This is a genomic window from Pseudonocardia sp. Cha107L01, assembly GCF_052566575.1.
Genome location: NZ_CP199579.1, coordinates 4,032,350 through 4,055,202, shown reverse-complemented (window position 1 = coordinate 4,055,202; position 22,853 = coordinate 4,032,350). Strand labels below are relative to the sequence as shown.

Sequence of the window (22,853 nt, the reverse complement as noted above, 5' to 3'; positions counted from 1 at the left end):
TGGGAGCCCGAACCGCACGCGCGCTCATCGGTCGAGTGCGGTGACCGGGCGCACCTCGGCTCGTTGGTCCGCGAACTCGCTAGGTTCACCCGCTTCTTTAGCCGACAAACCTGCCAGGTAGCCGCCGTTGGTCCACGCGGGCCGCACAGTCCCCCCCGCCCTCTCCGCCGGCACCTCCGCCGAGGTCTCGGTGGCGGGAGTCACCCGGCTCACCACCGCGCTGGTCGACCGGTCGGCCTCGCCGGTGGACGCCGTGTTGAGCCCGGCGCCGTTTTCGGTGCTGGTTTCGGGGGGTGTGGCGCGTTCCAGGAAACGCAGCAGTTCCACCGGGAATGGCAGCACCAGGGTGGAGTTCTTCTCCGCGGCAACCTCCACGACGGTCTGCAACAAGCGCAGCTGCAGCGCCGCCGGGTGCTCGGCCATCACCTCAGCCGCCTGGGCGAGTTTCTCCGACGCCTGCAACTCACCTTCAGCGGTGATCACCCGAGACCGTCGTTCCCGCTCGGCCTCAGCTTGGCGCGACATCGACCGCTTCATCGAATCCGGCAACGCGACATCCTTGATCTCGACCCGGTCGATGTGCACGCCCCACCCCAACGCCGGACTATCGATCATCAACTCCAGGCCCTGATTGAGCCGCTCCCGGTTGGACAACAAATCATCCAGATCGCTCTTACCAATGATCGAACGCAACGACGCCAACGCAACCTGACGAATCGCCGACTCGTAGTCCTGCACATCCACGATCACCTTCACAGGGTCGATCACCCGAAAATAAACCACCGCATCGACCCGCACCGTGACGTTATCGCGGGTGATCCCGTCCTGGGCTGGCACCGGCATCGTCACCACCTGCATATTGACCTTGTACATACGGTCAACGAACGGTGCGATCACCGCCAGCCCTGGGCCGAGGACCCCAGTCCGGACTCGCCCGAACCGGAAAACAACACCCCGCTCAAACTGCTTAACCACCCGCAGACTCGCCCCGGCCCCCATCAGCCCAAGAGCCACAACCGCGATAAGGAGCGCAACAGATAAGGCGATCATCTTCATTCCTCCGATACCTACTCGAGGCCTCGCCGACCAATTCATTCGGGCCGAAGCCGTGAGATCCATCAATAGTGTGAACGGCTAGACCCGCCAGCCCGGGAATGCGGTCGATTCGGGTCCGGGCGCGACGGAGGTGTCGCTTCCGCGCGGCCCGGGCCCGGCGTGCGCCCAGCTACGGGCCCTGGCGCCCGTCGCGGATGCGATGCCCGCGCCGAAGCCAGATCAGGCAGCCGGCCGCGACGATGAACAACAGCGCGGGACCGGCCGCCTGAACGACGATCATGAGAACGCTGAGTAGCAACGCGATCACGATCATGACGGTCAGGGTGGCCTGACGGGCATCCAGCTTGCGCGCTGTCAGACCGCGCGCCTTGCGGTCGAAGGCCTCGGCGAACTGGGGATCCTCAGTCAGGAGTCGAAGTTGGATCTCGTCCAGCGTCTCGCGTTCGCGGTCGCTGAGCATGGCACACCTCCTCGGGTGCGAGTCCGTTCGATGCGGTCTGAACGCCGCTCCATCCGGACTTTAGTATCGTATCACGATATAAAATGGTTGTATGTAGCTCTGCCGGCCAGGGCTTGTGCCGCTGGTCTCCCCACCGAGCACGCCCGGGCCGGCGCCCCGATAACGTGGCGCCTGCCGATGCCGCGCACGTCATCGCGGTGACGACGCCCGAGCGGGTGCTGACCAGGCATTTCGCCCGCCGGTGACCGTCAGGAGTCAGGCCTGTCGGCGTCCTTAGCGAGTCGACGACAGGTCGGGCACAACGTTGCCTCACGAACCGCCACGAGCACCGCGTGAGCGATATCGGCACCACAGGCATCGCAACTGTCATAGTCCGCGGTACGCACCCGGTTCAGTGCCCGCTCAATACCGGTAAGTGCACGTTCGGCGCCAGCTGGCCGCTGCACCGTTTCGTGGCATTCGGAGAGTTGTTCACGGCGAAACTTCCGCTACCGCTGCAGAGCCTCATCCAAGCGAGGCAGTTGCCGCACCTAGGAATCGGAGGGGTAATCGGCGGGCGCCCACCCCGCGGGCATATCGCCCACACGTGTCTGCCCACCCCGAGACCACACAGCCGGGGAAGACTAGTCGTCAGAGGAAGTCCTCATCATCCCCTCCAGGGTTCGGACGCTGGCAGGACCGATTCCGCCGCGCAGCGTGCTGTTGCCTGGTCCCGAGGGCCGGGCACCACCAACGATGCCTCACCCGACCATCGGCGGCACCGGGCATGCCCAGCCAACTACGACCGCCTCAGACTGCCGAAGGCCGGCAAGCCGGCGTCACACCCGACATAACGGACAGCCGTTCTTGCGGCTTGCGCGTAGGCCCCGCGCCGTCTCTCGATAGGGGCCAGCTGTCCCTGCTCGACACGCCGGCAACTCCGCCAAGCGGATCGATAATCATCGCGCCACACCGGCGCTGAGCAGTACCCCGAGGACAAGACGGAGCGCGACCTCGACCGCAACGACACATTTGCAGATACCCCTCTGACCGGCTATGCCCGAGCCTCGGGGGCGCCACCTCGGGCAGCTTCTCGGCGACACCGCGACGGACACCATGTGCCAACCATGGGTAAAGGCGGCCGCTGCCACCCAAGATCGGCGCAACGGCTGTACCGCTCACAATCTCGACCCCGCTCCGGTAGCACTCCAAGCTCGTCGGTCGGGATTCGGGGCAGCGCGGTCGGGTTGGCGATCTTCAAGCCGTCAGGTGCTCAGCGGCGGTCGTCGAGGTCGTAGCTTAGCCGATGCGCCAGCGACACGACCCCTTCGAGTCGTTCGACGAATTCGGTCGCCAGCCGCGCTTCGCGTCTGGTGGGTAAGTTGCCGGACAACGTCACCACGCCCTGCTCGACGCGTACGCGCACTCGGGTCGAGTCGGATAGACGCAGTCGGGTCAGGCCGGCGACGATTTCCTCGCGAAGCTCCTCGTCGTCACGGAGGAACACTCTCAGCAGCTCGGACCGCCCGATAACCCCGACCATGCGTTGGGTGCCCGAGTGGTCGGTATCCACCACCGGCAGGCAGCCGAGGTGGCGCTCGTACATGATCTGGGCCGCCTCAGCGACGCTGGTGTCTGAAGCCACGGTCACCACAGGGGTGGACATCATGGTGAACACCGTCTTCGGTCGGTGCCAAGCGCCGCCGCCTCGATGCCACCGGCCGTTCAGCGGGGGTATCGGTCGACGCGGGTCCCCCAGGCTCGCCGTCTTCAGCAGGTCGTGCTCGGAGACGACGCCGACCAGCCGATCCTCGGCGTCCAGCACCGGCACCACTCGGATCGCCTTTGACCACATCAGCTCGGCCAGCTCTGCGATGGCGGTGTCTGGGCGCACCGAGATCACATTGGTGGTCATCAGGTCCCGGACCAGGGTCCGCTGGGGTGTGTTCCGTTCCTCTGGCTCCTTCGCTGCCGTCGGTTCGATCGGCGCTTGCGTGGTCATGATTGGTCCTCTCGAAGCTGGGGTCTGTGGTAGATCAACTGATGGGGCCGCTCCAGTGCGGCGCGATGCGCTCCCGCTCCCGTTGCTAGTGGGCGCAGTTACCGGCCAATGCCCCGCGGCTCAGGCCGCGCCAGGTGAGCAACACCCCCGACGCGCAGGCGAGGGCGATCAGCAGGCCTGGGTCTTCGGCGTCGAGTTGGCGCCCCAGATCATCGAGCGTCTCTCGTTCGTAATTGCTCAGCATAGATTTTCAACCTGGTGTCCGTCGCGGGCGTGGTGCCCGCGCCCAAGCCAGATCAGGCAGCCGGCCGCGACGGTGAACAACAGCGCGGGACCGGCCGCGTGCACGGCGATCGTGAGCACGCTGTGCAGCAACGCGATCACGATCATGACGGTCAGGGCGGTCCGACATGAAGCCAGTCCGCGCACTGCCAGGCCGCGCGCGTTGCGGTTGAAAGCTGCCGTGAACTGGGGATCCTCGGTCACGAGTTAATGTTGGATCTCATCCAGCGTCACGCGTTCGCGGTCGCTGAGCATGGCACACCTCCTTGGGTGTGTGTCCGTTCGACGCGGTCTGAGCGCCGCGTCCATCCGGACATCAATATCGTAACACGATATAAATTGGTTCTGTGTAGCTCTGTCGACCAGGGCTTGTGCCGCTGGCCTGCCTACCGAGCGCACACGGGCTGGCGCTCCAGGAGCGTGGTGCCTCCCTAGGCCCCGCCGCGCCACCCGTTGTGGCGGTGAGGAATCCAGGGTTCGGAAGCTGACAGGACCGATTCCGCCGCGCAGCGTGCTGTTGCCTGGTCCCGAGGGCCGGGCACCACCAACGATGCCTCACCCGACCACCGGCGGCACCGGGCATGCCCAGCCAACTACGACCGCCTCAGACTGCCGAAGGCCAGCAAGCCGGCGTCACACCCGAGATAAAGGACAGCCGAGGCAGCATCCGGAACCCTGCCGCCGAACGCAACGCACAGCGCTCGCTCCGCTCATGCTTGACAAGGCTCACCAGTTCGATCGCCATGCTCAAGCGTTGACTGGTTCGGCGAAGCTGGCCCCCGGTGTGCGTGTCGGGGTGATCCTGGTAAAGCGCCCCAACAGCAACGACGGCTGATGTGAACGGCGAGGCGCCAGGGCCCAGGCGGCCGGCATTCATCTCGATTTCGGGCCCTCATCGGGTTGCTGCTCGCGCCCGGCGCGCTCGCTTACTACTTCGGCGGCGGTCGCGCCGTTTCCGGTGTGGGCTTCGGCGCGCATGCGGGCCACCATGTGTGGGTAGTGCAGCTCGAAGGCCGGGCGCTCGGAGCGGATCCGGGGGAGCTCGGTGAAGTTGTGCCGGGGCGGCGGGCACGAGGTGGCCCACTCCAGCGAGTTGCCGTGGCCCCACGGGTCGTCCACGGTGACTACCCGGCCGTAGCGGTAGCTGCGGAACACGTTGTAGACGAACGGCAGGATGGAGGCGCCGAGCACGAAGGAGGAAATAGAGGAGATCGTGTTCAGCGTGGTGAACCCGTCGGTGGGCAGGTAGTCGGCGTAGCGGCGGGGCATGCCCTCGGCACCCAGCCAGTGCTGCACCAGGAACGTGCCGTGGAAGCCGAAAAACGTGAGCCAGAAGTGCACCTTACCCAGCGTCTCGTTCATCATCCGGCCAGTCATCTTCGGGAACCAGAAGTAGATGCCGGAGTAGGTGGCGAACACGATGGTGCCGAACAGCACGTAGTGGAAGTGCGCGACCACGAAGTAGGTGTCGGTGACGTGGAAGTCCACCGGCGGCGAAGCCAACAGCACCCCGGTCAAGCCGCCGAACAGGAACGTGAGCACGAACCCGATGGCGAACAGCATCGGACTCTCGAAGGTCAGCTGTCCTTTCCACATGGTGCCGATCCAGTTGAAGAACTTGATCCCGGTCGGGATCGCGATCAGGAAGCTGGTGAACGAGAAGAACACCAGCAGCACCGCGCCGGTGGCGTACATGTGGTGCGCCCACACCGCGGACGACAGGCCCGCGATTGAGATGGTCGCGTAGATCATTGTCTTGTAGCCGAACAGCGGTTTGCGGCTGAACACCGGGAATACCTCGGTGACGATCCCGAAGAACGGCAACGCGACGATGTAGACCTCGGGGTGGCCGAAGTACCAGAACATGTGCTGCCAGAGGATGACGCCACCGTTAGCCGGGTCGAACACGTGCGCGCCCAGGTGTCGGTCGGCCTCGAGGCCCAGCAACCCCGCCGTGAGCACCGGGAACGCGATAATGATCAGGATCGAGGTGATGAAGATATTCCAGGTGAAGATCGGCATCCGGAACATCGTCATGCCCGGCGCCCGAAGGCAGATCACCGTGGTCAACATGTTGACCGCACCGAGGATGGTGCCCAGGCCGGCCACCACTAGACCCATGATCCACAGGTCGCCGCCCACTCCCGGGGAGTGCGTCGCGTTGGACAGAGGGGTGTATGCGAACCAACCGAAATCGGCGGCCCCGCCCGGGGTGAGGAATCCGCTCAACACAGTGAGCCCACCGAACAGGAACAGCCAGTAGGAGAATGCATTCAACCGTGGGAACGCCACGTCAGGCGAGCCGATCTGCAGCGGCAGGATGTAGTTCGCGAAGCCGAACAAGATCGGCGTGGCGTAGAGCAGCAGCATGATCGTGCCGTGCATGGTGAACAACTGGTTGTACTGCTCCGGGGACAGGAACTGCATTCCCGGCCGGGCCAGCTCGGCGCGCAACAACATCGCCATCGCCCCACCGGCCATGAAGAACGCGAACGCGGTCACCATGTACAGGATCCCGATGTCTTTCGGATCGGTGGTGCGCAGGTACCGCACCAGCGACGTCCCCTTGACCGGTCGACGCACCGGATTCCGGTGCGCGACGATCGATTCCGGTTTCGGACCCACGGTGGTCACGACGACCCGCTCCCCCGACAGCGGCGGATCGCCACATGGTCGCTGACCGTACGGCTCAGCCGGCGGTTGAGCGCCCCGGCGATCCGGATGGCCTGAACCTTGGCCAGCTCTGCCGTCTCTCCTCGATAACGCTCATTGACGGTGGCCGACCACAACTCGAGCCATCGCCGGAAAAGTGCCGGGGTGAGCTCGATCTTGGCGTTGAGCTGAAGGTGGGGGCGTAATGCATTGCGGTGATAACGGTGAGTGTGCAGCAGCGCCGACTCCCAGAAGTCGCACATCACAGGCAGATGAGCGACCAGATCTACCTGGGCGATGTCGATGAAAATCGGCCCGAGGAGTTCATCGGCGAACGCTCGCCGGTAGAACGCGGTCACCAGGCCCGCGATGTCGGCTCGATTGGTGATGTCGCCAGTAGGCGCGTCAACGGTCATTGTCCGACCCGGATCCGCATGCCCGCTCGGCGCTGGTGCACGGTCAGGTACGACAGGCCGTGCGTCCCCGCCGCGAGGCTGCGGGTGCAGCCGCGGGGCAGCCAGACCAGCTCACCGACCGTGAGTGGCACCAGCCCGTTGTCAGTGGTGAGCATTCCAGTCCCGGCGATCACTATCACCAGCACGTCGAGATCACACTCGGTGTGGGTATCGATCACCCGACCAGCCGGAAGGCTCACCAGGTTGGCGTCGAGCTGGCGACCAGCCTCAGCCATCTTCCAGACAATGCCCGGCGGGACGCTCCCGGCAGCAAGGATCGCGTGCACGTCACACAATGCGCGAGCCGTGGCACCGGTCTCCAGGTTCGCGGATGCGTCGGTTGTCATCGCAGCCGCCACATCCCCGCCTTTGGCGGTCACGCCCGGACCGGGCGGCGCCCGATGTGGACTCGCCAGTTGGTGGGACCGGACTGCTCGTACTCCCACGAGAATTGCTCGGGGTACGTGGCCTCGAACTCACGGCGCAGCGGCTTCGGATCATGGTTGTTGACCAGGACAAACGACTCTCCGGGGGCGAGGCGGGCGTACATGGCGAAGATGCGCGGGTGGCGCTGGCCGTGCGGGATTTCGCGGACGTCGAGAACCTCGGGCCTGGCTAGGACGCCGCCCCGAAGAAGCGTCTCGGCGTCCTCCATGAGACTTGTCAGATCGACTCCGGGCAACGTCGCTATCGCCGGCAGCAGGACGAGTTTCTCGATCTGTAAGCACTCCTCGAGCAACGTGAGCAGCGCGTGCGCGGCAGCGACCATCACCTCGGCGCCACTGTCCGCTCGGCGCAGGCTCTCGATTTCACTGGCGATCATTCGGTGCTGGATGCGCAGCGCGCGCACCAGCAACCGTGTTTCGGCCGCACCGGCCGCGACCGCATACAGCACCTGATCGGTCACCTCGAGATGACTCAGCACCCGCTCGGTGCAGAACGTCACCAACCTGGTGCTCGCCGCCTCTCGATCAAAACTGGACAGCCGCAACGCCGTGGCGAGTTCGACCTTCGCGGCGAGCTCGGAGAACAGCTCATCGCCGCGATCCCGCAGCCCCGCTTGCGCGACCACCGACGGATCGTCGCTGGTCCCGCTGATGTGGATCTCCGACGTCGAAGCCACGACGAGCCCTCCTCGCCTAGCCGAAAGCCCACCGGGAGCCCCGCGGGCTCGACACCCAACGAGTGCCGTACCGAGAGTCCACCACCGTCATCCTATTAATACAAGTGAGAATCGTTACAACCGGTCTTGCGGATGCCCTCGCCGCGCCGGCCTTCCGAGTCACCGGGCTCGCCAGCGCGACGGCGCTATCCGCCGAGCACAGCTCGGGCTGAGCACAGCCGGTGCACTGGCGGTGCGGGTCAGAGGCCTCGCCGGACCGGGTTGGCCGGGGGGCTTGAGCCATCAATCCTGGATGCTCAGGGCACCCACGGGACAGTCCTCCACCGCTTGTTCGATGTCGGCTCGTCTGTCCTCGCTCGCGGCGTCGACGAGCACACGCACCACAGCGTCCTTGCCAACCTCGAAGATGTCCTCGGCGGCTGCCTCGCATAACCCGTTGCCTAGGCATTTGTTGGTGTCGACACAGATCTTCACCAGCCCTCCTCCGGTCGCGAATCTTGTGGTCTACGCGTAGGCCCCGCGACCTCTCTCGATAAGGGCCGCCGTTCCACGTCGACACGCCGGTCCCCCGCGGAGCGGATCGATGATCACGACGTCACACCGGCGGTGAGCAGTGCCCCAAGGACGAGAAGGACCGCGACCTTGATCAACTCGAGAGCGACGTAGCCAAGGTGGAGCGGCGATCGCGCCGGTCTCTCGCCGTTCAGAACACGTCGAGTACGCCGATCGAGCCGGGGCCTGATGACAGCGGTCTGGCAGAGCAGCAGCACCCACAGCGCAATCAGTGCCGCCGTCGCGTATCTACCGGGAGCACTGGCAAGCATGGCCGCGCTGAGCAGTACCGCGAGCGCAAGTTCAGCAATATTGAGTGCTCGAAAGACTAATCGCCCAATTCCCAAACCCAATGGCACCGTGATACCAGGCGCGCGGAACTTCAACGGCGTCTCGAGGAACGAAATCGCTAGCACCGCGCCCACCCACACGAACGGGGTAGCGACCCGGACTACGTCGATCACGCTCAGGGTCACCGGCCGCCCTCCCGTGCTTGGTGACTGCCTGGCAAGTTCTGATGCCTCGGCGTGGTCCACGTGGCCGGTCTGCTGCGAACCGGCCCGACAAGGTCACCTACGCGACTTCGTGACACCCATCGAACCTGAGTCATCGGGTCAGTCCTCGCACCCCTGATGCCCGATGCCGACGTCACATTGCTCTCCAATCCACGTGCTGTGCAGGACCTCGCGCCGCCGGGACCCAGCACGGGCCAGTAGACCAGTTTTGACCTATTTTCACAACCGACAATCGTGTAATCTAGCCGTGACACTGCGGATGCCGTGACGCTGCGGATCAGGAGGAGCCGTGACCTACGTGATCGCGCTGCCGTGCGTCGACCTCAAGGATCGCTCCTGCGTGGAGGAATGCCCGGTCGACTGCATCTACGAGGGGGGTCGCGCGCTCTACATCCACCCCGACGAGTGCATCGATTGCGGTGCCTGCGAGCCGGTCTGCCCGGTCGAAGCGATCTACTACGAGGACGATCTACCGGAGCAGTGGAGCGTGCACATCGCCGACAATGCGAACTTCTTCGCCGTAACACTGCCCGGTCGTGACGCACCCTTAGGCAGCCCTGGCGGTGCGGCGAAACTAGGCGCGCTACCGGTCGATACTTCACACGTCGGCTCCGTGCCGCCGCAGCGGACGGGGAGAACGACCTGATGACCGAGCATGATCCGCGCGGAGCGCGTCGTCAGCAGGTGTTAGCGGCGATCCAGCGCGCAGCTGAAGCACCAGGAGTATCCGAGATCGCCACGGAGGTGGGCATCCATCTCAACACCGCGCGCTTTCACCTCAACGCCCTAGAAGCCGACGGCGTCGTCGTGCGCCTGCTCAGCGAGCCAACCGGCCCGGGCCGGCCCCGGGTGGTCTATCGAGCCCGCGGTGGCCAGGCCCTCGGAGACACTCGGCGCTACCAGATCCTGGCCGAAATGCTGCTTAGTCACCTGTCCGCCAGCAGCGACGGGTCAGTCGCGGCCATGGCCGCCGGCCGAGCCTGGGGTGCGCACCTCATCCCTCGAGCGGCACCCTTTCACCAGGTCGACCGCGACGAAGCCATCGTCCGGCTCATCACGATGCTCGGCGATCTGGACTTCGCGCCTGAACCCGTCGCTGACGAACACCAATCAACCAGCCGCATCCGACTGCGACACTGCCCATTCATCGAGCTCGCCGAGCCTCACCGCGATCTGGTCTGCGCGCTACATCTGGGGCTCATGAAAGGCGCGCTGGCTGAACTTCACGCACCGGTGACTGTCGCCGACCTCGAGCCCTTCGCCGAACCGACCGCGTGTCTGGCCCACCTGGCTCCGAGCCAACATTGAAGGACGCGGTTGTTTCCCTAAACGGCCCAATCACATTACGGCCACCAGCCGGTTAACGCCTGGCCCCTAATTGCGCTTGTCACCCGCTTCGACGATCGACTGGCGGCCGCGCATTGGCGACCCAGGCCGAAATTTCCGCGGCCACCGATCTCGGGCTCGCCGCGACTCCGCGAACTCAGCTCGGAGGTGCCCGATACCCGGGCATAGATCCACTCGCATCTACTTGCTCTTACCTGTCTCCCCAACCGGTGCTGCGGGTCGACTGGGCCATCCAGACGTCCCCCGTAACTGCCGCCTACCTCTACGACCCCACCTGGCCAACGTTCTTCTACCCAACCGCCGTCCTACGAGCGAGACCCCCGTCAGGCCCACGATCGACATCGTCGGAATAAATATCGTGATACGATAGATTTGCTCTGATCGACGGGCTTCTGCCCAGCGGGAGAACTCCGCGGAGGTGTGTAGTGGATCGCAATCGCACTCGGAACGCACAGCCAAGATCCGCTCGACGAACAGCACAAATCGAGCCGCAGCACGCCGAGCGGCGAGATCTGGCAGGCCCGCCCAAGGCGGTCCAGCCGTTCCCACCGCACACCCACCACCAGTGGAAGGTCTTAGCTGAGGTGCTGCTCACGATAATGCTCAGCGTGCCTGGCCCGAATACGTTGCCGGACGCCGAGGTAAAGGCCCGACAAGAGCCGCCAACAGCACAAACCCGGCCGAGCACCCGCCCCGGTTGTCCACCCGCTACCGCGAGACCTGCACGATCAAAGGCGATAGGCAGTTGATGACGCGACCGCCCCGGACAAGGCCTGGGCCTCGGCACGCACTCCCCACGCATATCAGTGGCGATGAGAGCCCCGCAGGGACGTCGTCGCGCACTATCGGTCGCCGACGCATCCCTACGGGTGTCCGGTGACATGACCCTCAACAACGTAGCGGTGGAATTGGGCCCCCACGCTGGCCTCGCCTGTGTAGTGCTAATTGCCACCGCGGCGGTAGCGATCGGACTCCTGCTCGCTGACAGCACCGCAAGTCCGCCACCACGCAGAGCCATCACCACCACGGAAATCGCCAATGGGAACCCAATACCTCGCGGATGCTTCGCCGCCACAGGAAATGGCAGCGCCTACCGGGCCTTATCGACCCCGCAGTTGTGCGCGGCTTTGCGCAGCAGCTACCCGCCCTGCACCGAGAACTCAGCGAGACACACCGAATGGAGAACGATAGCGATCCGGGGACACCTGCTCGACGAGATCGAACGACGAGACCCCGCCGGGTTCAACCGATGGTTGGCCACCACGCCCCACCCCGGCGGTGATCCCGCCCGATATCTGACCCCCGGCCTATGAACCGGCCTGTCAGCACCAGTGTGTGTCTGACACACGGCCACAACCGCCTATCCTGTACAGAGATCTGGATATTCTGCACGTCCAGTTCGTGCTGCTCGCTCGCCGCGCAGCCGGCACTACACCCGGTGAGTGCCGCGACAAACCCCGCGGGCTTGGTTAGTTCCGCCGCCGCGTGATCGCGCCTCTAGACATCGTCACGGCCGAAGCCCTGAACGGATGAAAGTGATTCCGTACCAGGCCGGACCCGAAGCAGCGCCGAACCCACATGGCGAATGACAGCCCCACAACAGGGGGCATTCGCTAATCCTGTGGCCCCGCTCATTGCGCTCGTCAACGTCTAGCCCGTGGCCAGATCACGCTATGTCGTGGTGATCGGTCAGCACGATGTCACTGTCCCCAGTTGAAAGAGGATCGATCATGCGCATCAAACAGATCGTCGCCGCACTAACCGCCGAGCGGCGTGCCGACAACCACGCATGAGCGAGTCGGGCGATGAGCAGCTGTGGGCGGCGGTGACTGAACCCGGCCGCACGCCTGCTCGACGTGCCCGTCGTCCTCGGTGAGGCAACCCCGACCGCGCTGGCCGCGGAACTCCCGTTCACCCGGCAAGCCGTCTCCAAACACCTCGCGGTGCTGCGAGACGCCGGGTAGGTCACTCAACGACGGGAGGGTCGCCTACACCATCCAATCCAACCGCCTCCATGCGGTCGCGCGGACCATGACCGCGGCCGCGAACCGGTGGAACACGCGGCTCAACGCCATCAAACGCATCGCCGAAACCCTCCACCAAGCAGACACGATGGCCGCGCAACATCACTCAGACCCCGCCGCGCCGCACGCCGGCAACCGCAGCCGGGACGCCGCGCAGCGCTCCGCGCCACCCGCCGGCTGAGCCCGCCCAGGCTTGAAGCCGCCGGGCAGGCCCGGCGCCGCCGCCGGTCACCACGACCTCGAGCCGATTTGGTGTTCCCGGTTGCCGAGGACGCGCGCTCGGCCAGCGCGGTCTTAATTCTGAGAGATGGGACCGGAATCTGGCTCAGGTCAGGAAGCGGCGGCGGATGCCTCGATCGAGGAGCTGGTTGCCACCGAGGTGCAGCGTGGACCAGGTGATGCCGTGGTGGTCCGGGTCTTCGGAGAGCTGGATGGACTCACCGCGCCCAGGATGGGTGAGGCCTTGGCCGACGGGCCTCAACGGCTCACCCGAGCGGCTGATCGTCGATCTGTCCGGCATGCTGTTCTGCGGTAGCGCCGGTATCGGCGCCCTGATCCAGGCACGCGCGAAAGCGGTGGGTCAGGCGACAGAGTTCGTTCTGGTGTGCTCACGTCTGGTGAGCAGGCCATTAGAGCTGGCCGGATTACTCGACCTGTTCACCGTGCGCGGCTCGGTGCAGGACGTGCTGGAGCGCCTATCCCCAGAGTAAGCCCGTGCCTCGAGCCGGTCAGGGCACGGCTGTCCGGAGAGGGGCGCGGTCACGGCATCGGTCGCGACGGCGGCAAGACGACCTTTGGCGACTCGGGCGATCACGGTGGTCGGGGGCGGCAGCACAGATGGGTAATTACGCCCCTGAGCGGTCATTTATACTTCGCACGATATAGCGCGCGACACGGTGCACGTTCGTGTGGGCGCACTCTCTGCCCCATCTGTCAAGGCGACGGCGCGGTCGCACACCCACGCGCCATGATCCTGATCGGGCAGGTGCAGGGCTACGAGCTCAAGCCCTGCGCACTGTGTGGCGGGTGGGAGTGACTGCCCGGCATGGTGCCACCCACCTAGTGGGGCCACCTATCCCATAGCGATTGCAGCAGGACGGTCCCCCAGGGTGAAGCGTCGGGTCGTCGCTAGAGCCAGCAACCAGGAGCACTGTCGGCTTGTCCATCTCATGCAGTACCGCCAGATAGGCCTGGCTCTAAGGTTGCCGAGGGTGCTCGGTTTGATACTGGTGCACCTTGATCAGGCGCTGCTCGTAGTCGCTCAGCCGCAAGCTAGCGCCGTGACGAGCTCGGCGATGTCGAGGCGGGGGCCGGTGTAGAAGGGCACCTCTTCGCGGACGTAGCGGCGGGTGTCACTTCCTCGAAGGTGGGCCATCAGGTCGACGATCCGATGCAGCTCATCGGCCTCGAAGGCCAGGATCCACTCGTAGTCACCGAGGCCGAAGCTGGCCACCGTGTTGGCCCGCACGTCGGGATAGTCGCGGGCCATCCTGCCGTGCTCGGCGAGTAGCCGGCGCCGCTGCTGCCCAGGCATGAGGTACCACTCGCGGGACCGTACAAACGGGTACACGCAGAGGTATCGCCGAGCATGCTCGTCGGCCAGGAAGGCGGGGATGTGGCTCTTGTTGAACTCCGCCGGCCGGTGCAGCGCGACCTGGCTCCACACCGGCACGCTGGCCCGCCCGAGCGCGGTGTCGCGGCGTAGGTCGGCGTAGGCGGCTTGCAGTGGCTCGAGTTCCGCCGCGTGCCACCAGATCAGGTAGTCCGCACCGGCCCGCAGCCCGGCCAGGTCGTAGACCCCCCGCACCACGACCCCCTGGGCCGCCAGTGCCGCGACGAACTCACCGGCCTGTTCAGCGACCCCGACGCGATCGTTACCAAGGCGACCGGGTTGCACCCGGAACACCGACCACATGGTGTAGCGGATCGTGTCATTGAGCGCGGTGTAGTTGAGCCGGGAATCCGGCGGGCGCTTCGTGGGAATCGGGTGCACCGGTGACCTTGTCCCGCCCTGTGAGAGGCGACGCGAAACCGGGATCGAGTGTCGGATCTTTAGTGATCCACAAGCTGGGCGGGTCTACTGATTAATTTGATGCGGGTGCCGGCGGCCGTCCCGTCGAGGTGCATGAAGTCCGTCGTGGCGCGCATGATCGCCATCCCGTGCCGCCGATCGTGGATCCGCGCTGGTGGGTCGCGCCACGCGCCGGTGTCAGCAATGGTCAGGATCAGGCGCCGGGTGCCGTTCGGGCCAGCGAGACACTCAACCCGGATGCTGATCACCCCGTCGAGCCCGACTGGGTAGGCGTGCTCACAGGCGTTGGACACCGCCTCGCCCAGCGCGAGCACGATGTCGGGCATCTCCTGCTGTGGCCAGCGCAACTCGTTCAGCCACTCCTGGAAGCTGCCACTCACGAGCTTGGGTGTGTGTGAGTCGGCTGGTACACGCTGGTGAAACGCACCCCTAATGAAAAATCACCTCCGCTGCGGTCGTATCTGGCACAGGGGCAGGCAAGCCGCTGTATCGTTCTGGCGTTGTCACACGGGCGCGATCAACACTCATGGCCGGCGCGGCGGCTTCTCCCGTCGTGGGCCCCAGTCGTTCACGTTGCCACTCCACGGGCGGTCACCATCTCCGCTCCTGTTCGCGATGTGCTTCCGGAACCGCCAGTCGCTCTGTCCAGCACGCATCGCACGCGAACAGCATCATATCGTGCCGCGATGCAGTTGGACAGGTGAGCAGCTCGCCGAAAACGCGCGTAGCGGGGCGCGCTTCCGACGGGCGTGCGTGAGTTCCTGCCTCCGCATCAGCCGCATGTGAGCCGACGCGTGGGGCCCGAACTCAAGCTCGACCTTCGGGTCCCGGCCAGATGCCGACGAGCTATGTCCCTCGCGCGGCCAAGCGTGAGAGTTCACCCACCTCCGTGGCCCGACCCTTGACCCAGACCGTTGCGCTTCGCAAGGGTTGCTTTATGCAAACCAAGTCCGACCCGTTACCCGACCGTGTTCCACCGTCCTCGCGGCGGTACGAGGCGGATCTGGAGGTGGAGGTCGCCGCGTTGGAGGCGATGACCCGCGTGTTGGTTCGGATGGCCTGGAGCACCGCGCACACGGCACCGTCCGGGGTGACGTTCTCCCAGTTCCGGGCCCTGTTGGCACTGTATGAGCTGGGCAGCGTGTCGTGTTCGAGGCTGGCCGCCGTCCTCGAGGTGAACGCCTCGTCGATCACCCGCCTGGCCGACAAGCTGGAGCACCCCGGCTACCTGGTGCGCGGGCACCAGGTAGGCAACCGCGGCGTCGTCACCCTCGAGCTGACCGGGGCCGGGCGCGCCGTGGTCGAGGAGGTGCTGGACGGCCGGCACGCCGCGCTGGGCGCGGTACTGCAGGAGATGTCGCCGTGGTGGCGCCACCGGGTCGCGGCCGGAGCGCGCCGGTTCACCGCCACCGCCGCGACGCTGGGATCCGGGCAGGCGAACGGGTCGTGGCCACTGTGAGCCGGTCGGGCATCTCTCGCCGCGGTAGCGTCCGCGTGTTCCACGGCGCCACGACCGCTGAGCCGCCGCGCCGGCCCCGCCACCTCGGCGACTTCGAGCTGCGCCCCGATGTGCTGCCGATCTGCGCACTGGCCCTCCCGATCGGCGCGATCGCCGCCCTGGTGGCGTGGGCGCTGCTGCGGCTGATCGGGTTGTTCACCAACCTGTTCTTCTTCGGCCGTCTGAGCACCGCACTGGTCGCACCTCACAACTCGCATTGGTGGGTGGTGCTGTGCGTGCCGGTGCTCGGCGGGCTGATCGTCGGGCTGATGGCCCGCTACGGGTCAGAGAAGATCCGCGGTCACGGCATGCCGGAGGCCATCGAGGCGATCCTCGTCGGCGGCAGCAAGGTCGCACCCAAGGTGGCGGTGCTCAAGCCGGTATCCGCCGCGATCTCGATCGGCTCAGGCGGGCCCTTCGGCGCCGAGGGGCCGATCATCATGACTGGTGGCGCTGTCGGTTCGGTGATCGCGCAGTTCCTGCGGCTGACCGCTGATCAGCGCAAGACGCTGCTGGTCGCCGGCGCGGCCGCGGGCATGTCGGCGACCTTCAACGCCCCGCTCGCCTCGATCATGCTCGCCGTCGAGCTGCTGCTGTTCGAGTGGCGCCCGCGCAGCCTGCTGCCGACCGCACTGGCGGTGGCCACCGCGACCCTGTGCCGCTGGTCGCTGCTCGGCATCGCGCCCATCTTCGGCCTGCCCGACGTCACCTTGGCGCTCAATCCGCTGGTGATGGCGTGCGGCGTCGTCATCGGGGTCACCGGCGCGGTCGTGGCCATTGTCGCCACCGGCCTGGTGTATCTGTCCGAGGACCTGTTCGGCCGGCTGCCGCTGCACTGGATGTGGTGGCCCGCGCTCGGCGGCCTTGTCATCGGCGCCGGTGGCCTGATCGAACCTCGCGCGCTGGGCGTGGGCTACGACGTGATCAACGAGCTGCTGCACGGCCAGGCGACCCTGACCCTGATTGTCGGCATCCTGCTGGTCAAGACGTTGATCTGGTCGATCTCCCTCGGCTCCGGTACCTCAGGCGGCGTGCTGGCGCCGACATTCATGATCGGCGCCGCGCTGGGGGCACTGGTCGGCCTGCTGTTCCCACCGGTGACGCCGGGCTTCTGGGCGCTACTCGGGCTGGCCGCCGTACTTGGCGGCGTGATGCGATCCCCGCTCACCGGGGTGGTGTTCTCCCTTGAGCTCACCCATCTCTGGGACGCGCTGCTGCCGATCGTGGTTGCCGCGACGATCGCCCATCTGGTCTCCGCGTTGCTGCTCAGGCGCTCGGTGCTCACTGAGAAGGTGGCCCGCCGGGGCTTCCACCTGACCCGCGAGTACTCCGTCGACCCGCTGGAGGTGCTGTTCGCCCGCGAGGCCATGTGGACTGAGGTGATCACGCTGCCCGGTGAGCGATCGCTGCGCGACGCACTCGCCGACTTCACCTCCATCGACCATGTGCGGACCAAGGACCGGCAGCACCGCCAACGCCTCTATCCGGTGCTCGAGGACGGTCGCCTAGCCGGCGTGGTGAGCCGCCGTGACATGCTCGACCTGACATACGGCGACGACGACGAGCGACTGGTCCGCGACGTGATGGTCCGGGAGCCGCTGGTCGTGTACCAGGACAACACCCTGCGCGAGGTAGCCAACCTGTTCGCCGAGCACAGCGTCGCCCGGGCACCCGTGGTCGACCGCGCCGACCCCACCACACTCCTCGGGCTGATCACCGTCACCCAACTCCTCCAAGGCCGAGAGAAGGACCTGCAGGAGGAACGCATCAGCGAGCGGGTGCTGGGCCTACGGCGTGCACGGCCCGCTGCCGCCGGCTGGGCCCGCTGGCGCTCCCCCGACCCCAGCTGAGTAGGCCAGCGGCCACGCCGCGTTCCGCAGCGCCGCACCAGGACGCGATCAGCGATGATGCGGAACGCCGATCGCCATGTGCCTCCGCCGTGACCGATTGATCGCGGCGCCGTTGATCACCGCCCGGGCGGGAGCACCAGAGGGCATGCGGCGCTGCTCTGATTGGCGCTGACGACTGCGACGGGGTCGACGCGGTGGCGTCTCGCGTGGCGGTCTCCGAGGTTTCCCGTTCGAGGAAGCACAGCAGTTCCACCGGGAGGGGCAGCGCGAGAGTGGAATTTCGCTCGGCGGCCAGTTCGAACACCGTCTCGAGGAGCCGCAGCTGCAGCGCGGCGGGGTGCTCGGCCATCACCACGTGCTTGATCTCGACCCGGTCGATCTGGACACCCCAGCCCAGCGCCGGACTGTCGATCATCAGCCCGAAAGCCTTGATTGAGTCGCTCTCGGCTGGATAGCAGATCATCCAGGTCGCGCTTACCGATGATCGACGCAACGAGGGCAACGCGAACCTGACGAATGACCGAGTGATAGTCCTTGCACTTGACCAGAACCTGTACCGGATCAACGACTCGGTAATACACCACGGCGTCCACCGCACCGTGACGTTGTCACGGGTAGTTCCATCCTGGGCCGGCACCGCCATGGTCACGATCTGAATACTGACTCTCCGCAACCGATCCATACACGGGACGATCGCCGCCAGCCCAGGACCCCGAGTTACCGGGCGGACCTGCCCGAACCGGAACACCAGACCTCGTTCGAACTGCCACACCACCCGCAAACTGGTTCCGGCCCCCACCAGAGCGAGAGCCACCACGCCGATCAACCAAGTCGAGGATCACCTTCTCAGCTATCCCAGGTCGTGCCTCGAGTGCCCGCGATGCGCACACGGGTTACCAGCCACCCCGGCCAGCGGGCATCGCATGCCCCGACCGGATCGTCTCGTGCCACGATGTATTTCGGAAGGCGGACGAGGCCCCGGCGCAAATGTGCGGTGGCGGCGGAAGCAGGGGCAGGCCATCGGTCAGCTCGGCGCCTTACCCCGGCGGACCGCCCTATCCCGCGGGCGCGGAGCCGCGGTGGGGCTAGCGGCTGGCGTCGCTGGGTTCGGCGAGGAGATATTGCAGGACTGGGGCTAGTCGGGCCAGCTCAGCGAGATGGAGCTGGGTGAGCTGAGCGATGCGCTCCTCCCCGAGCTCGGTGAGCACCAGGCGTACGGCCCGGCCGTCGGACTCGTCCCGGGAACGCCACAACAGGCCGGCGCGTTCCGCTCTGTCGACCAGCCCGACCACGCTGTGGTGGCGCGTGTTGAGGTACTTCGCCGCTTCCCGGATCGTGGGATCGCGATGATCGGGGTGACCCTTAACTGCGAGCAGCAGCTGATGCTGCGCCGCAGTGAGCCCGACCCGACGCGCCTGATCCCGACTCCAGCTCTCGAACCGGCGCAGGTCAGAGCGGAACCGCAGCAAGTAGGTGTAGTCACGCTGCGAGAGCTGCTCCATGCGTCCCCTCTTCACGTCCCCCTCTTCACCGGCTCAGCCCGCCCGCCTGCTTCCAATGGCGTCGATGTCTCGCAGGCCACGAGATCTTGAATCGTAGCGCGATAGATGTGTATCGTCTCACGATATACAGGGCGTCTTCGGTCGTCCGGACGAAAGGAGTGCCAATTCATGTGGGAGGACCTGACAATTGCGCTGTGCGCCCTCGGCTTCACCGCGGTGGTGGCGGTGTTGCTGGTCGAGCTGCCCGCCGTACTGAAGCCGGTGTTGAAGCCGGTGTCCCGCCTGCGCGGTGACCGCATCACTGGCCACGGACATCACTAGAGATCGCCACGGGCCTCATCGAAGTCGCAGACCGCATCGAGCAAAGGGGGCGTCAACATGACGCTGCTACCGTTCCCGGGCTCGACCAGGCCCCGACCACGAACGCCAGGCTGTTGAGCGGGTCGGCGAAGTCGCGGAGCTGACCGAACCGGAACGGATCGTGTGGCGTGACAGCTCTGTTGATGAGTGGTGGTGGTTGATGGTCGGTCTGGTGAAGTCCGGCGCGGTGGTGCGGTTGTTGAAGAAACCGAACTCCTTCTGGTGCGCGTCCGGCGCGGTCGCACCGCCGGCGTCGGTCGACGCATCCGTCGCCGGCTTCATCGTCTGGTTGGCTCGCCACCACATCCCATTCGATCAATGCTAGCGGCGCCCCGACATCGTGGAGCGCCTCCTGCGCTGGCAACACGGCCAGCGTGAACAGGGCAACAGCTACACCGAGGACACCTACTACGCCCAGATGACGCTGCGCGGAGCAAGTGAAGCCCAGGTCAACGACGCTCGAGCCGCGATCGGGCTGTTCCGACGTTACCTCCGCACGACCACCTGAGCAGCGACAGCGTGGGAACGCCACCAGTCTCCTCGCCGGACATCCGATGTTTGGACGGATGGGAACTTGCCAAGGAGACCGGCGGACGCAGATGGCAGCACCGGGGAACCCCACCATCGACCTGAACGAGGTTAGCCCGCTTGTGGATGCTATGCGCTGTGTTGATCTGCGGCGTCGAGCTGCTCGTGGTCTGCGCACAGGCGCCACCGATCTTGCCGGGGTCACCGACGCTGCAGGCGGGCACAATCATGATCAAGGACTTTCCTTCCTTCGGGATGGCTTGATGGTCGCGCCGGGCGCCCCGATCGGGGTCTTCGGCGAGCAGGCAGCCGCCCGCTGCTCCACAGCCATCGATGGGCTGGTCGGCCGTAGGCATGGTGGCAAGCGGGCCAACTACCCGGATACATCTAGCACAAAGTATATCGTTTAGCGATACTACCTTTCATGACCGATAGCATTCCGCCGCTTCTCGCACGTGGGGGTAGACCCGACCGGCTGGGTGGACTGTGGGGCGAATGCCTTGCCGAATTCCTGGGCACTTGCGTGCTGATCTTGTTCGGCGACGGTGTCGTGGCGATGGCAGTGGCCGCGCTGCCCTCCTCCGGGCGGACGCAGACGCCTACCACGATCTTCCTGGCCGCCGGCGACTGGCTGCTTATCACTTGGGGCTGGGCGCTCGCCGTCGTTCTCGCCGTGTATGTCGCCGGCGGTGTCACCGGAGCGCATATCAATCCCGCGGTGACGCTTGCCTTCGCCGTCCGCCGAAAGTTTGCTTGGGCCAAGGTCATCCCGTATTGGATCAGCCAGCTCGTCGGGGCCTTTGTGGGTGCCGCGATCGTCTTCTGGGTCTACCACGATTCGATCCGGGCCTATGACAGTGCGGCTGCCGCGTCCAACCCGGCGCCGGCGCTGGTCAACGGGCACACCAATGCCACTTTCTCGATCTTCGCCACCTTCCCCTCTCAGGCCTTCCACGGGTCTCAGTGGGGGCCACTTCTCGACCAGATTGTCGGTACCGCGCTATTGGTGCTGTGCATCGCTGCCGTCATCGATCCGCGCAACCTGAGCGTGAAGGCAAACCTCGGGCCGTTCATCATCGGTCTCGTCGTGGCCGCGATAGGCATGAGCTTCGGCGCGAACGCTGGTTACGCGATCAACCCGGCCCGCGACCTCGGACCGAGGCTGTTCGCCTGGCTCGGCGGCTGGGGCCAGCTCGCAGTCCCCGGCACGGTGCCCGGCGCCTTCAGCGCGTACATGTGGGTCCCCATAGTCGGCCCATTGATCGGCGGTGTCATCGGCGTGGTCGTGTACGACCTGTTCATCGGCGACGTGCTGCATGCCAGGACCAAGCTGCTGGGGTCCGCCACCGAGTCGGAGTAGATCCCGGACGTACCTGGGCCCGGTAGCCGGAGCGACGCCTGCCCAACAGCGAGGGGTGTTAGCTTGACCCTTCTGGCGCTTTGTCGGCTCCCGTGCTCGAACCTGCGCAGCGTGGCGCGAACCTCCAATAGACGGCTGTAGTCCGCCTGCGTCAACCGTGCAGTGCCCGGCGCCGCCGCAGCCGGTGCATGCCAATTGCATCGCAACACGATGCATATGTATCGTAGAGCGATAAATATACTTGAGGTGATCAGCCGGAGGACTCAGGCAGATGCGGGAAGGACGGTTGACCGCGGTGGGTGGGCTGGGTTTCTCCGTCGCGGTCGCGGTGTTGCTGGTCGAGCCAGGCGCGCTGCCCAACGGCCCGCGCAGGCGGCGCGTCGTGTTGGGCCCGGAGAGTGGACGCCCGACCCGGGTTTCAACGCCGCGCACCCCAGCTCGCGTTGCATACCGCGTCCGGGCACCCCGGATTTGTGCGGGTCGATGAATCGTGGCCGCCTTGTCATGGAAGGAGCAGCGCGATCTACGCCGCATCGAACTCGGACTATTCGCCGACGATCCAAGGCTTGCTCACCTCTTGAGCGAGCCCACCGCTGGTCGAGCACCGAAGCCCGCGCGACGAGCTATGAGGCCGGACACGCGTCGAGTCTCGCCCACTCGCGCACGATCAACATGCCAGGCCTGGGTACGCGTCGCATTCGGCATGATCTCAATGGCGATACTCATGCTCATTGTCGGATTCGGGATCGACGCTACCGCGATGATGCTGGGCGGAGTGGTCGTTCTCGGCACCGTGCCGCTGATCGTTGTTCTCATGATCGCGGACAGCAGGACCGAGCGATGACGAACAGAGCACCTAACTCATGGGACGCCGCACACACAGCGTCGCGCGGTCTCGTCATGGACCAGTGGGAAGACCTACACGGTCGAACCGTCAGCGGGTGCGGCGACGGGGTAGGAGTTGGCGCGCTGCCAGGGTCTAAACCAGAGTTGCGGGTCGCGTCGGACCACCCCGGCAATCCCGCATACCGGCCAGGAACCGAACACCAGCAGCGGAATCCGATCGCAGGTACACCGCCATGTTCGCCTAGGTGATGATCTCATGCGTCATGGCCGACTTCGTCCACGTTGTCGAGCTCCCACCCGGTGTCTGTGACTAGTAATGCCTACAGGTGATCAGTGAGCAGTCGATGTCGACTTAACGACACGTGTGTAACTTTGAGTGACCCTGGATGAGCAGAGTGTCACTTGACGTCATTCTTCTCAGGGTGCCCGG

Annotated in this window: 24 protein-coding genes and 1 pseudogene; 10 read left to right on the top strand and 15 right to left on the bottom strand. The window is 65.7% G+C overall.

Features of this window, described 5'->3' with window-relative positions; genetic code table 11:
* Positions 1 to 24: 24 nt before the first annotated feature.
* The 11 genes from ACTXG6_RS19050 to ACTXG6_RS19000 all read right to left on the bottom strand — a co-directional run bounded on the left by ACTXG6_RS19050 (position 25) and on the right by ACTXG6_RS19000 (position 9,031).
* Positions 25 to 1,050 (bottom strand): slipin family protein, encoded by a 1,026-nt coding sequence (locus ACTXG6_RS19050; RefSeq protein WP_445190048.1) that lies wholly within the window; start codon positions 1,048 to 1,050, stop codon positions 25 to 27.
* Between the two features lie 175 nt (positions 1,051 to 1,225).
* Positions 1,226 to 1,516 carry a DUF3040 domain-containing protein gene (locus tag ACTXG6_RS19045; RefSeq protein ID WP_445189154.1) on the bottom strand — a complete coding sequence of 97 codons (291 nt, stop codon included), beginning with the start codon at positions 1,514 to 1,516 and terminating at the stop codon, positions 1,226 to 1,228.
* A 1,252-nt stretch (positions 1,517 to 2,768) separates the two neighbouring features.
* A complete protein-coding gene (locus tag ACTXG6_RS19040; RefSeq protein WP_445189153.1) occupies positions 2,769 to 3,497 on the bottom strand; it encodes a CBS domain-containing protein in 729 nt (242 codons plus the stop codon).
* An 85-nt stretch (positions 3,498 to 3,582) separates the two neighbouring features.
* Positions 3,583 to 3,741, bottom strand: coding sequence for a DUF3040 domain-containing protein (locus ACTXG6_RS19035; protein ID WP_445189152.1), 159 nt, complete (start codon positions 3,739 to 3,741; stop codon positions 3,583 to 3,585).
* On the bottom strand, positions 3,735 to 3,983 hold the full coding sequence (locus ACTXG6_RS19030; protein WP_445189151.1) for a hypothetical protein: 249 nt from the start codon (positions 3,981 to 3,983) through the stop codon (positions 3,735 to 3,737). Before ACTXG6_RS19030 ends, ACTXG6_RS19035 begins: the two co-directional genes overlap by 7 nt.
* A gap of 669 nt (positions 3,984 to 4,652) precedes the next feature.
* Positions 4,653 to 6,413 (bottom strand): aa3-type cytochrome oxidase subunit I, encoded by a 1,761-nt coding sequence (gene ctaD, locus ACTXG6_RS19025; protein WP_445189150.1) that lies wholly within the window; start codon positions 6,411 to 6,413, stop codon positions 4,653 to 4,655.
* Entirely contained in the window at positions 6,410 to 6,847 is a 438-nt protein-coding gene (locus ACTXG6_RS19020) for a group III truncated hemoglobin (protein ID WP_445189149.1), read from the bottom strand. The genes ctaD and ACTXG6_RS19020 overlap by 4 nt, the downstream gene beginning before the upstream one ends.
* A complete protein-coding gene (locus ACTXG6_RS19015; protein WP_445189148.1) occupies positions 6,844 to 7,233 on the bottom strand; it encodes a cupin domain-containing protein in 390 nt (129 codons plus the stop codon). Before ACTXG6_RS19015 ends, ACTXG6_RS19020 begins: the two co-directional genes overlap by 4 nt.
* Before the next feature lie 29 nt (positions 7,234 to 7,262).
* The gene (locus ACTXG6_RS19010; RefSeq protein ID WP_445189147.1) at positions 7,263 to 7,958 is read right to left on the bottom strand and encodes a DUF2249 domain-containing protein; all 696 of its coding nucleotides are present in this window, start codon (positions 7,956 to 7,958) and stop codon (positions 7,263 to 7,265) included.
* A gap of 333 nt (positions 7,959 to 8,291) precedes the next feature.
* On the bottom strand, positions 8,292 to 8,483 hold the full coding sequence (locus ACTXG6_RS19005) for a ferredoxin (protein WP_445189146.1): 192 nt from the start codon (positions 8,481 to 8,483) through the stop codon (positions 8,292 to 8,294).
* Between the two features lie 113 nt (positions 8,484 to 8,596).
* Positions 8,597 to 9,031, bottom strand: coding sequence for a hypothetical protein (locus ACTXG6_RS19000; protein WP_445190047.1), 435 nt, complete (start codon positions 9,029 to 9,031; stop codon positions 8,597 to 8,599).
* Positions 9,032 to 9,365: 334 nt separating this feature from the next.
* On the opposite strand from ACTXG6_RS19000, the gene fdxA reads away from it, so the two are divergent.
* The 4 genes from fdxA (at position 9,366) to ACTXG6_RS18980 (ending at position 13,157) form a co-directional block, all read left to right on the top strand.
* Complete coding sequence (gene fdxA, locus ACTXG6_RS18995; RefSeq protein ID WP_445189145.1) at positions 9,366 to 9,722, top strand: ferredoxin; 357 nt, start codon at positions 9,366 to 9,368, stop codon at positions 9,720 to 9,722.
* The gene (locus ACTXG6_RS18990) at positions 9,722 to 10,384 is read left to right on the top strand and encodes a helix-turn-helix transcriptional regulator (protein ID WP_445189144.1); all 663 of its coding nucleotides are present in this window, start codon (positions 9,722 to 9,724) and stop codon (positions 10,382 to 10,384) included. Before fdxA ends, ACTXG6_RS18990 begins: the two co-directional genes overlap by 1 nt.
* Positions 10,385 to 12,454: 2,070 nt before the next feature.
* Positions 12,455 to 12,628, top strand: coding sequence for a hypothetical protein (locus tag ACTXG6_RS18985; protein WP_445189143.1), 174 nt, complete (start codon positions 12,455 to 12,457; stop codon positions 12,626 to 12,628).
* A 205-nt stretch (positions 12,629 to 12,833) separates the two neighbouring features.
* Complete coding sequence (locus ACTXG6_RS18980; protein ID WP_445189142.1) at positions 12,834 to 13,157, top strand: STAS domain-containing protein; 324 nt, start codon at positions 12,834 to 12,836, stop codon at positions 13,155 to 13,157.
* Between the two features lie 551 nt (positions 13,158 to 13,708).
* Here the strand turns inward: ACTXG6_RS18980 and hemQ are convergent.
* Both hemQ and ACTXG6_RS18970 read right to left on the bottom strand, forming a co-directional pair.
* Entirely contained in the window at positions 13,709 to 14,431 is a 723-nt protein-coding gene (gene hemQ, locus ACTXG6_RS18975) for a hydrogen peroxide-dependent heme synthase (protein ID WP_445190046.1), read from the bottom strand.
* A 68-nt stretch (positions 14,432 to 14,499) separates the two neighbouring features.
* Positions 14,500 to 14,913 (bottom strand): ATP-binding protein, encoded by a 414-nt coding sequence (locus ACTXG6_RS18970; protein WP_445190045.1) that lies wholly within the window; start codon positions 14,911 to 14,913, stop codon positions 14,500 to 14,502.
* Between the two features lie 503 nt (positions 14,914 to 15,416).
* Between ACTXG6_RS18970 and ACTXG6_RS18965 the strand changes: the two genes are divergently transcribed.
* Together ACTXG6_RS18965 and ACTXG6_RS18960 are read left to right on the top strand one after the other, a co-directional pair.
* Positions 15,417 to 15,938 (top strand): MarR family transcriptional regulator, encoded by a 522-nt coding sequence (locus ACTXG6_RS18965; protein ID WP_445189141.1) that lies wholly within the window; start codon positions 15,417 to 15,419, stop codon positions 15,936 to 15,938.
* Positions 15,939 to 15,973: 35 nt separating this feature from the next.
* On the top strand, positions 15,974 to 17,827 hold the full coding sequence (locus tag ACTXG6_RS18960; protein ID WP_445189140.1) for a chloride channel protein: 1,854 nt from the start codon (positions 15,974 to 15,976) through the stop codon (positions 17,825 to 17,827).
* 157 nt (positions 17,828 to 17,984) lie between these two features.
* On the opposite strand, the pseudogene ACTXG6_RS18955 reads toward ACTXG6_RS18960, so the two are convergent.
* Together ACTXG6_RS18955 and ACTXG6_RS18950 are read right to left on the bottom strand one after the other, a co-directional pair.
* A pseudogene (locus ACTXG6_RS18955) lies at positions 17,985 to 18,644 on the bottom strand (SPFH domain-containing protein); the annotation flags it as partial.
* Between the two features lie 268 nt (positions 18,645 to 18,912).
* Positions 18,913 to 19,344, bottom strand: a complete 432-nt coding sequence (locus ACTXG6_RS18950; RefSeq protein WP_445189139.1) for a MarR family winged helix-turn-helix transcriptional regulator — start codon at positions 19,342 to 19,344, stop codon at positions 18,913 to 18,915.
* A gap of 153 nt (positions 19,345 to 19,497) precedes the next feature.
* On the opposite strand from ACTXG6_RS18950, the gene ACTXG6_RS18945 reads away from it, so the two are divergent.
* From ACTXG6_RS18945 to ACTXG6_RS18930, 4 genes are all read left to right on the top strand, one after another.
* Entirely contained in the window at positions 19,498 to 19,650 is a 153-nt protein-coding gene (locus ACTXG6_RS18945; RefSeq protein WP_445189138.1) for a hypothetical protein, read from the top strand.
* Between the two features lie 160 nt (positions 19,651 to 19,810).
* A complete protein-coding gene (locus ACTXG6_RS18940) occupies positions 19,811 to 20,014 on the top strand; it encodes a hypothetical protein (RefSeq protein WP_445189137.1) in 204 nt (67 codons plus the stop codon).
* Between the two features lie 15 nt (positions 20,015 to 20,029).
* Entirely contained in the window at positions 20,030 to 20,197 is a 168-nt protein-coding gene (locus ACTXG6_RS18935) for a hypothetical protein (RefSeq protein WP_445189136.1), read from the top strand.
* A gap of 444 nt (positions 20,198 to 20,641) precedes the next feature.
* On the top strand, positions 20,642 to 21,577 hold the full coding sequence (locus ACTXG6_RS18930; protein WP_445189135.1) for an MIP/aquaporin family protein: 936 nt from the start codon (positions 20,642 to 20,644) through the stop codon (positions 21,575 to 21,577).
* The last annotated feature ends 1,276 nt before the right edge of the window (positions 21,578 to 22,853 follow it).

Excerpts from the sequence above, each read along its gene's own strand:
- ACTXG6_RS19050 (WP_445190048.1), bottom strand. The coding sequence starts at position 1,050 with ATGATCGCCTTATCTGTTGCGCTCCTTATCGCGGTTGTGGCTCTTGGG.
- ACTXG6_RS19045 (WP_445189154.1), bottom strand. The coding sequence starts at position 1,516 with ATGCTCAGCGACCGCGAACGCGAGACGCTGGACGAGATCCAACTTCGA.
- ACTXG6_RS19040 (WP_445189153.1), bottom strand. The coding sequence starts at position 3,497 with ATGACCACGCAAGCGCCGATCGAACCGACGGCAGCGAAGGAGCCAGAG.
- ACTXG6_RS19035 (WP_445189152.1), bottom strand. The coding sequence starts at position 3,741 with ATGCTGAGCAATTACGAACGAGAGACGCTCGATGATCTGGGGCGCCAA.
- ACTXG6_RS19020 (WP_445189149.1), bottom strand. The coding sequence starts at position 6,847 with ATGACCGTTGACGCGCCTACTGGCGACATCACCAATCGAGCCGACATC.
- ACTXG6_RS19015 (WP_445189148.1), bottom strand. The coding sequence starts at position 7,233 with ATGACAACCGACGCATCCGCGAACCTGGAGACCGGTGCCACGGCTCGC.
- ACTXG6_RS18990 (WP_445189144.1), top strand. The coding sequence starts at position 9,722 with ATGACCGAGCATGATCCGCGCGGAGCGCGTCGTCAGCAGGTGTTAGCG.
- ACTXG6_RS18985 (WP_445189143.1), top strand. The coding sequence starts at position 12,455 with ATGACCGCGGCCGCGAACCGGTGGAACACGCGGCTCAACGCCATCAAA.
- ACTXG6_RS18965 (WP_445189141.1), top strand. The coding sequence starts at position 15,417 with ATGCAAACCAAGTCCGACCCGTTACCCGACCGTGTTCCACCGTCCTCG.
- ACTXG6_RS18945 (WP_445189138.1), top strand. The coding sequence starts at position 19,498 with ATGTGGGAGGACCTGACAATTGCGCTGTGCGCCCTCGGCTTCACCGCG.
- ACTXG6_RS18930 (WP_445189135.1), top strand. The coding sequence starts at position 20,642 with ATGACCGATAGCATTCCGCCGCTTCTCGCACGTGGGGGTAGACCCGAC.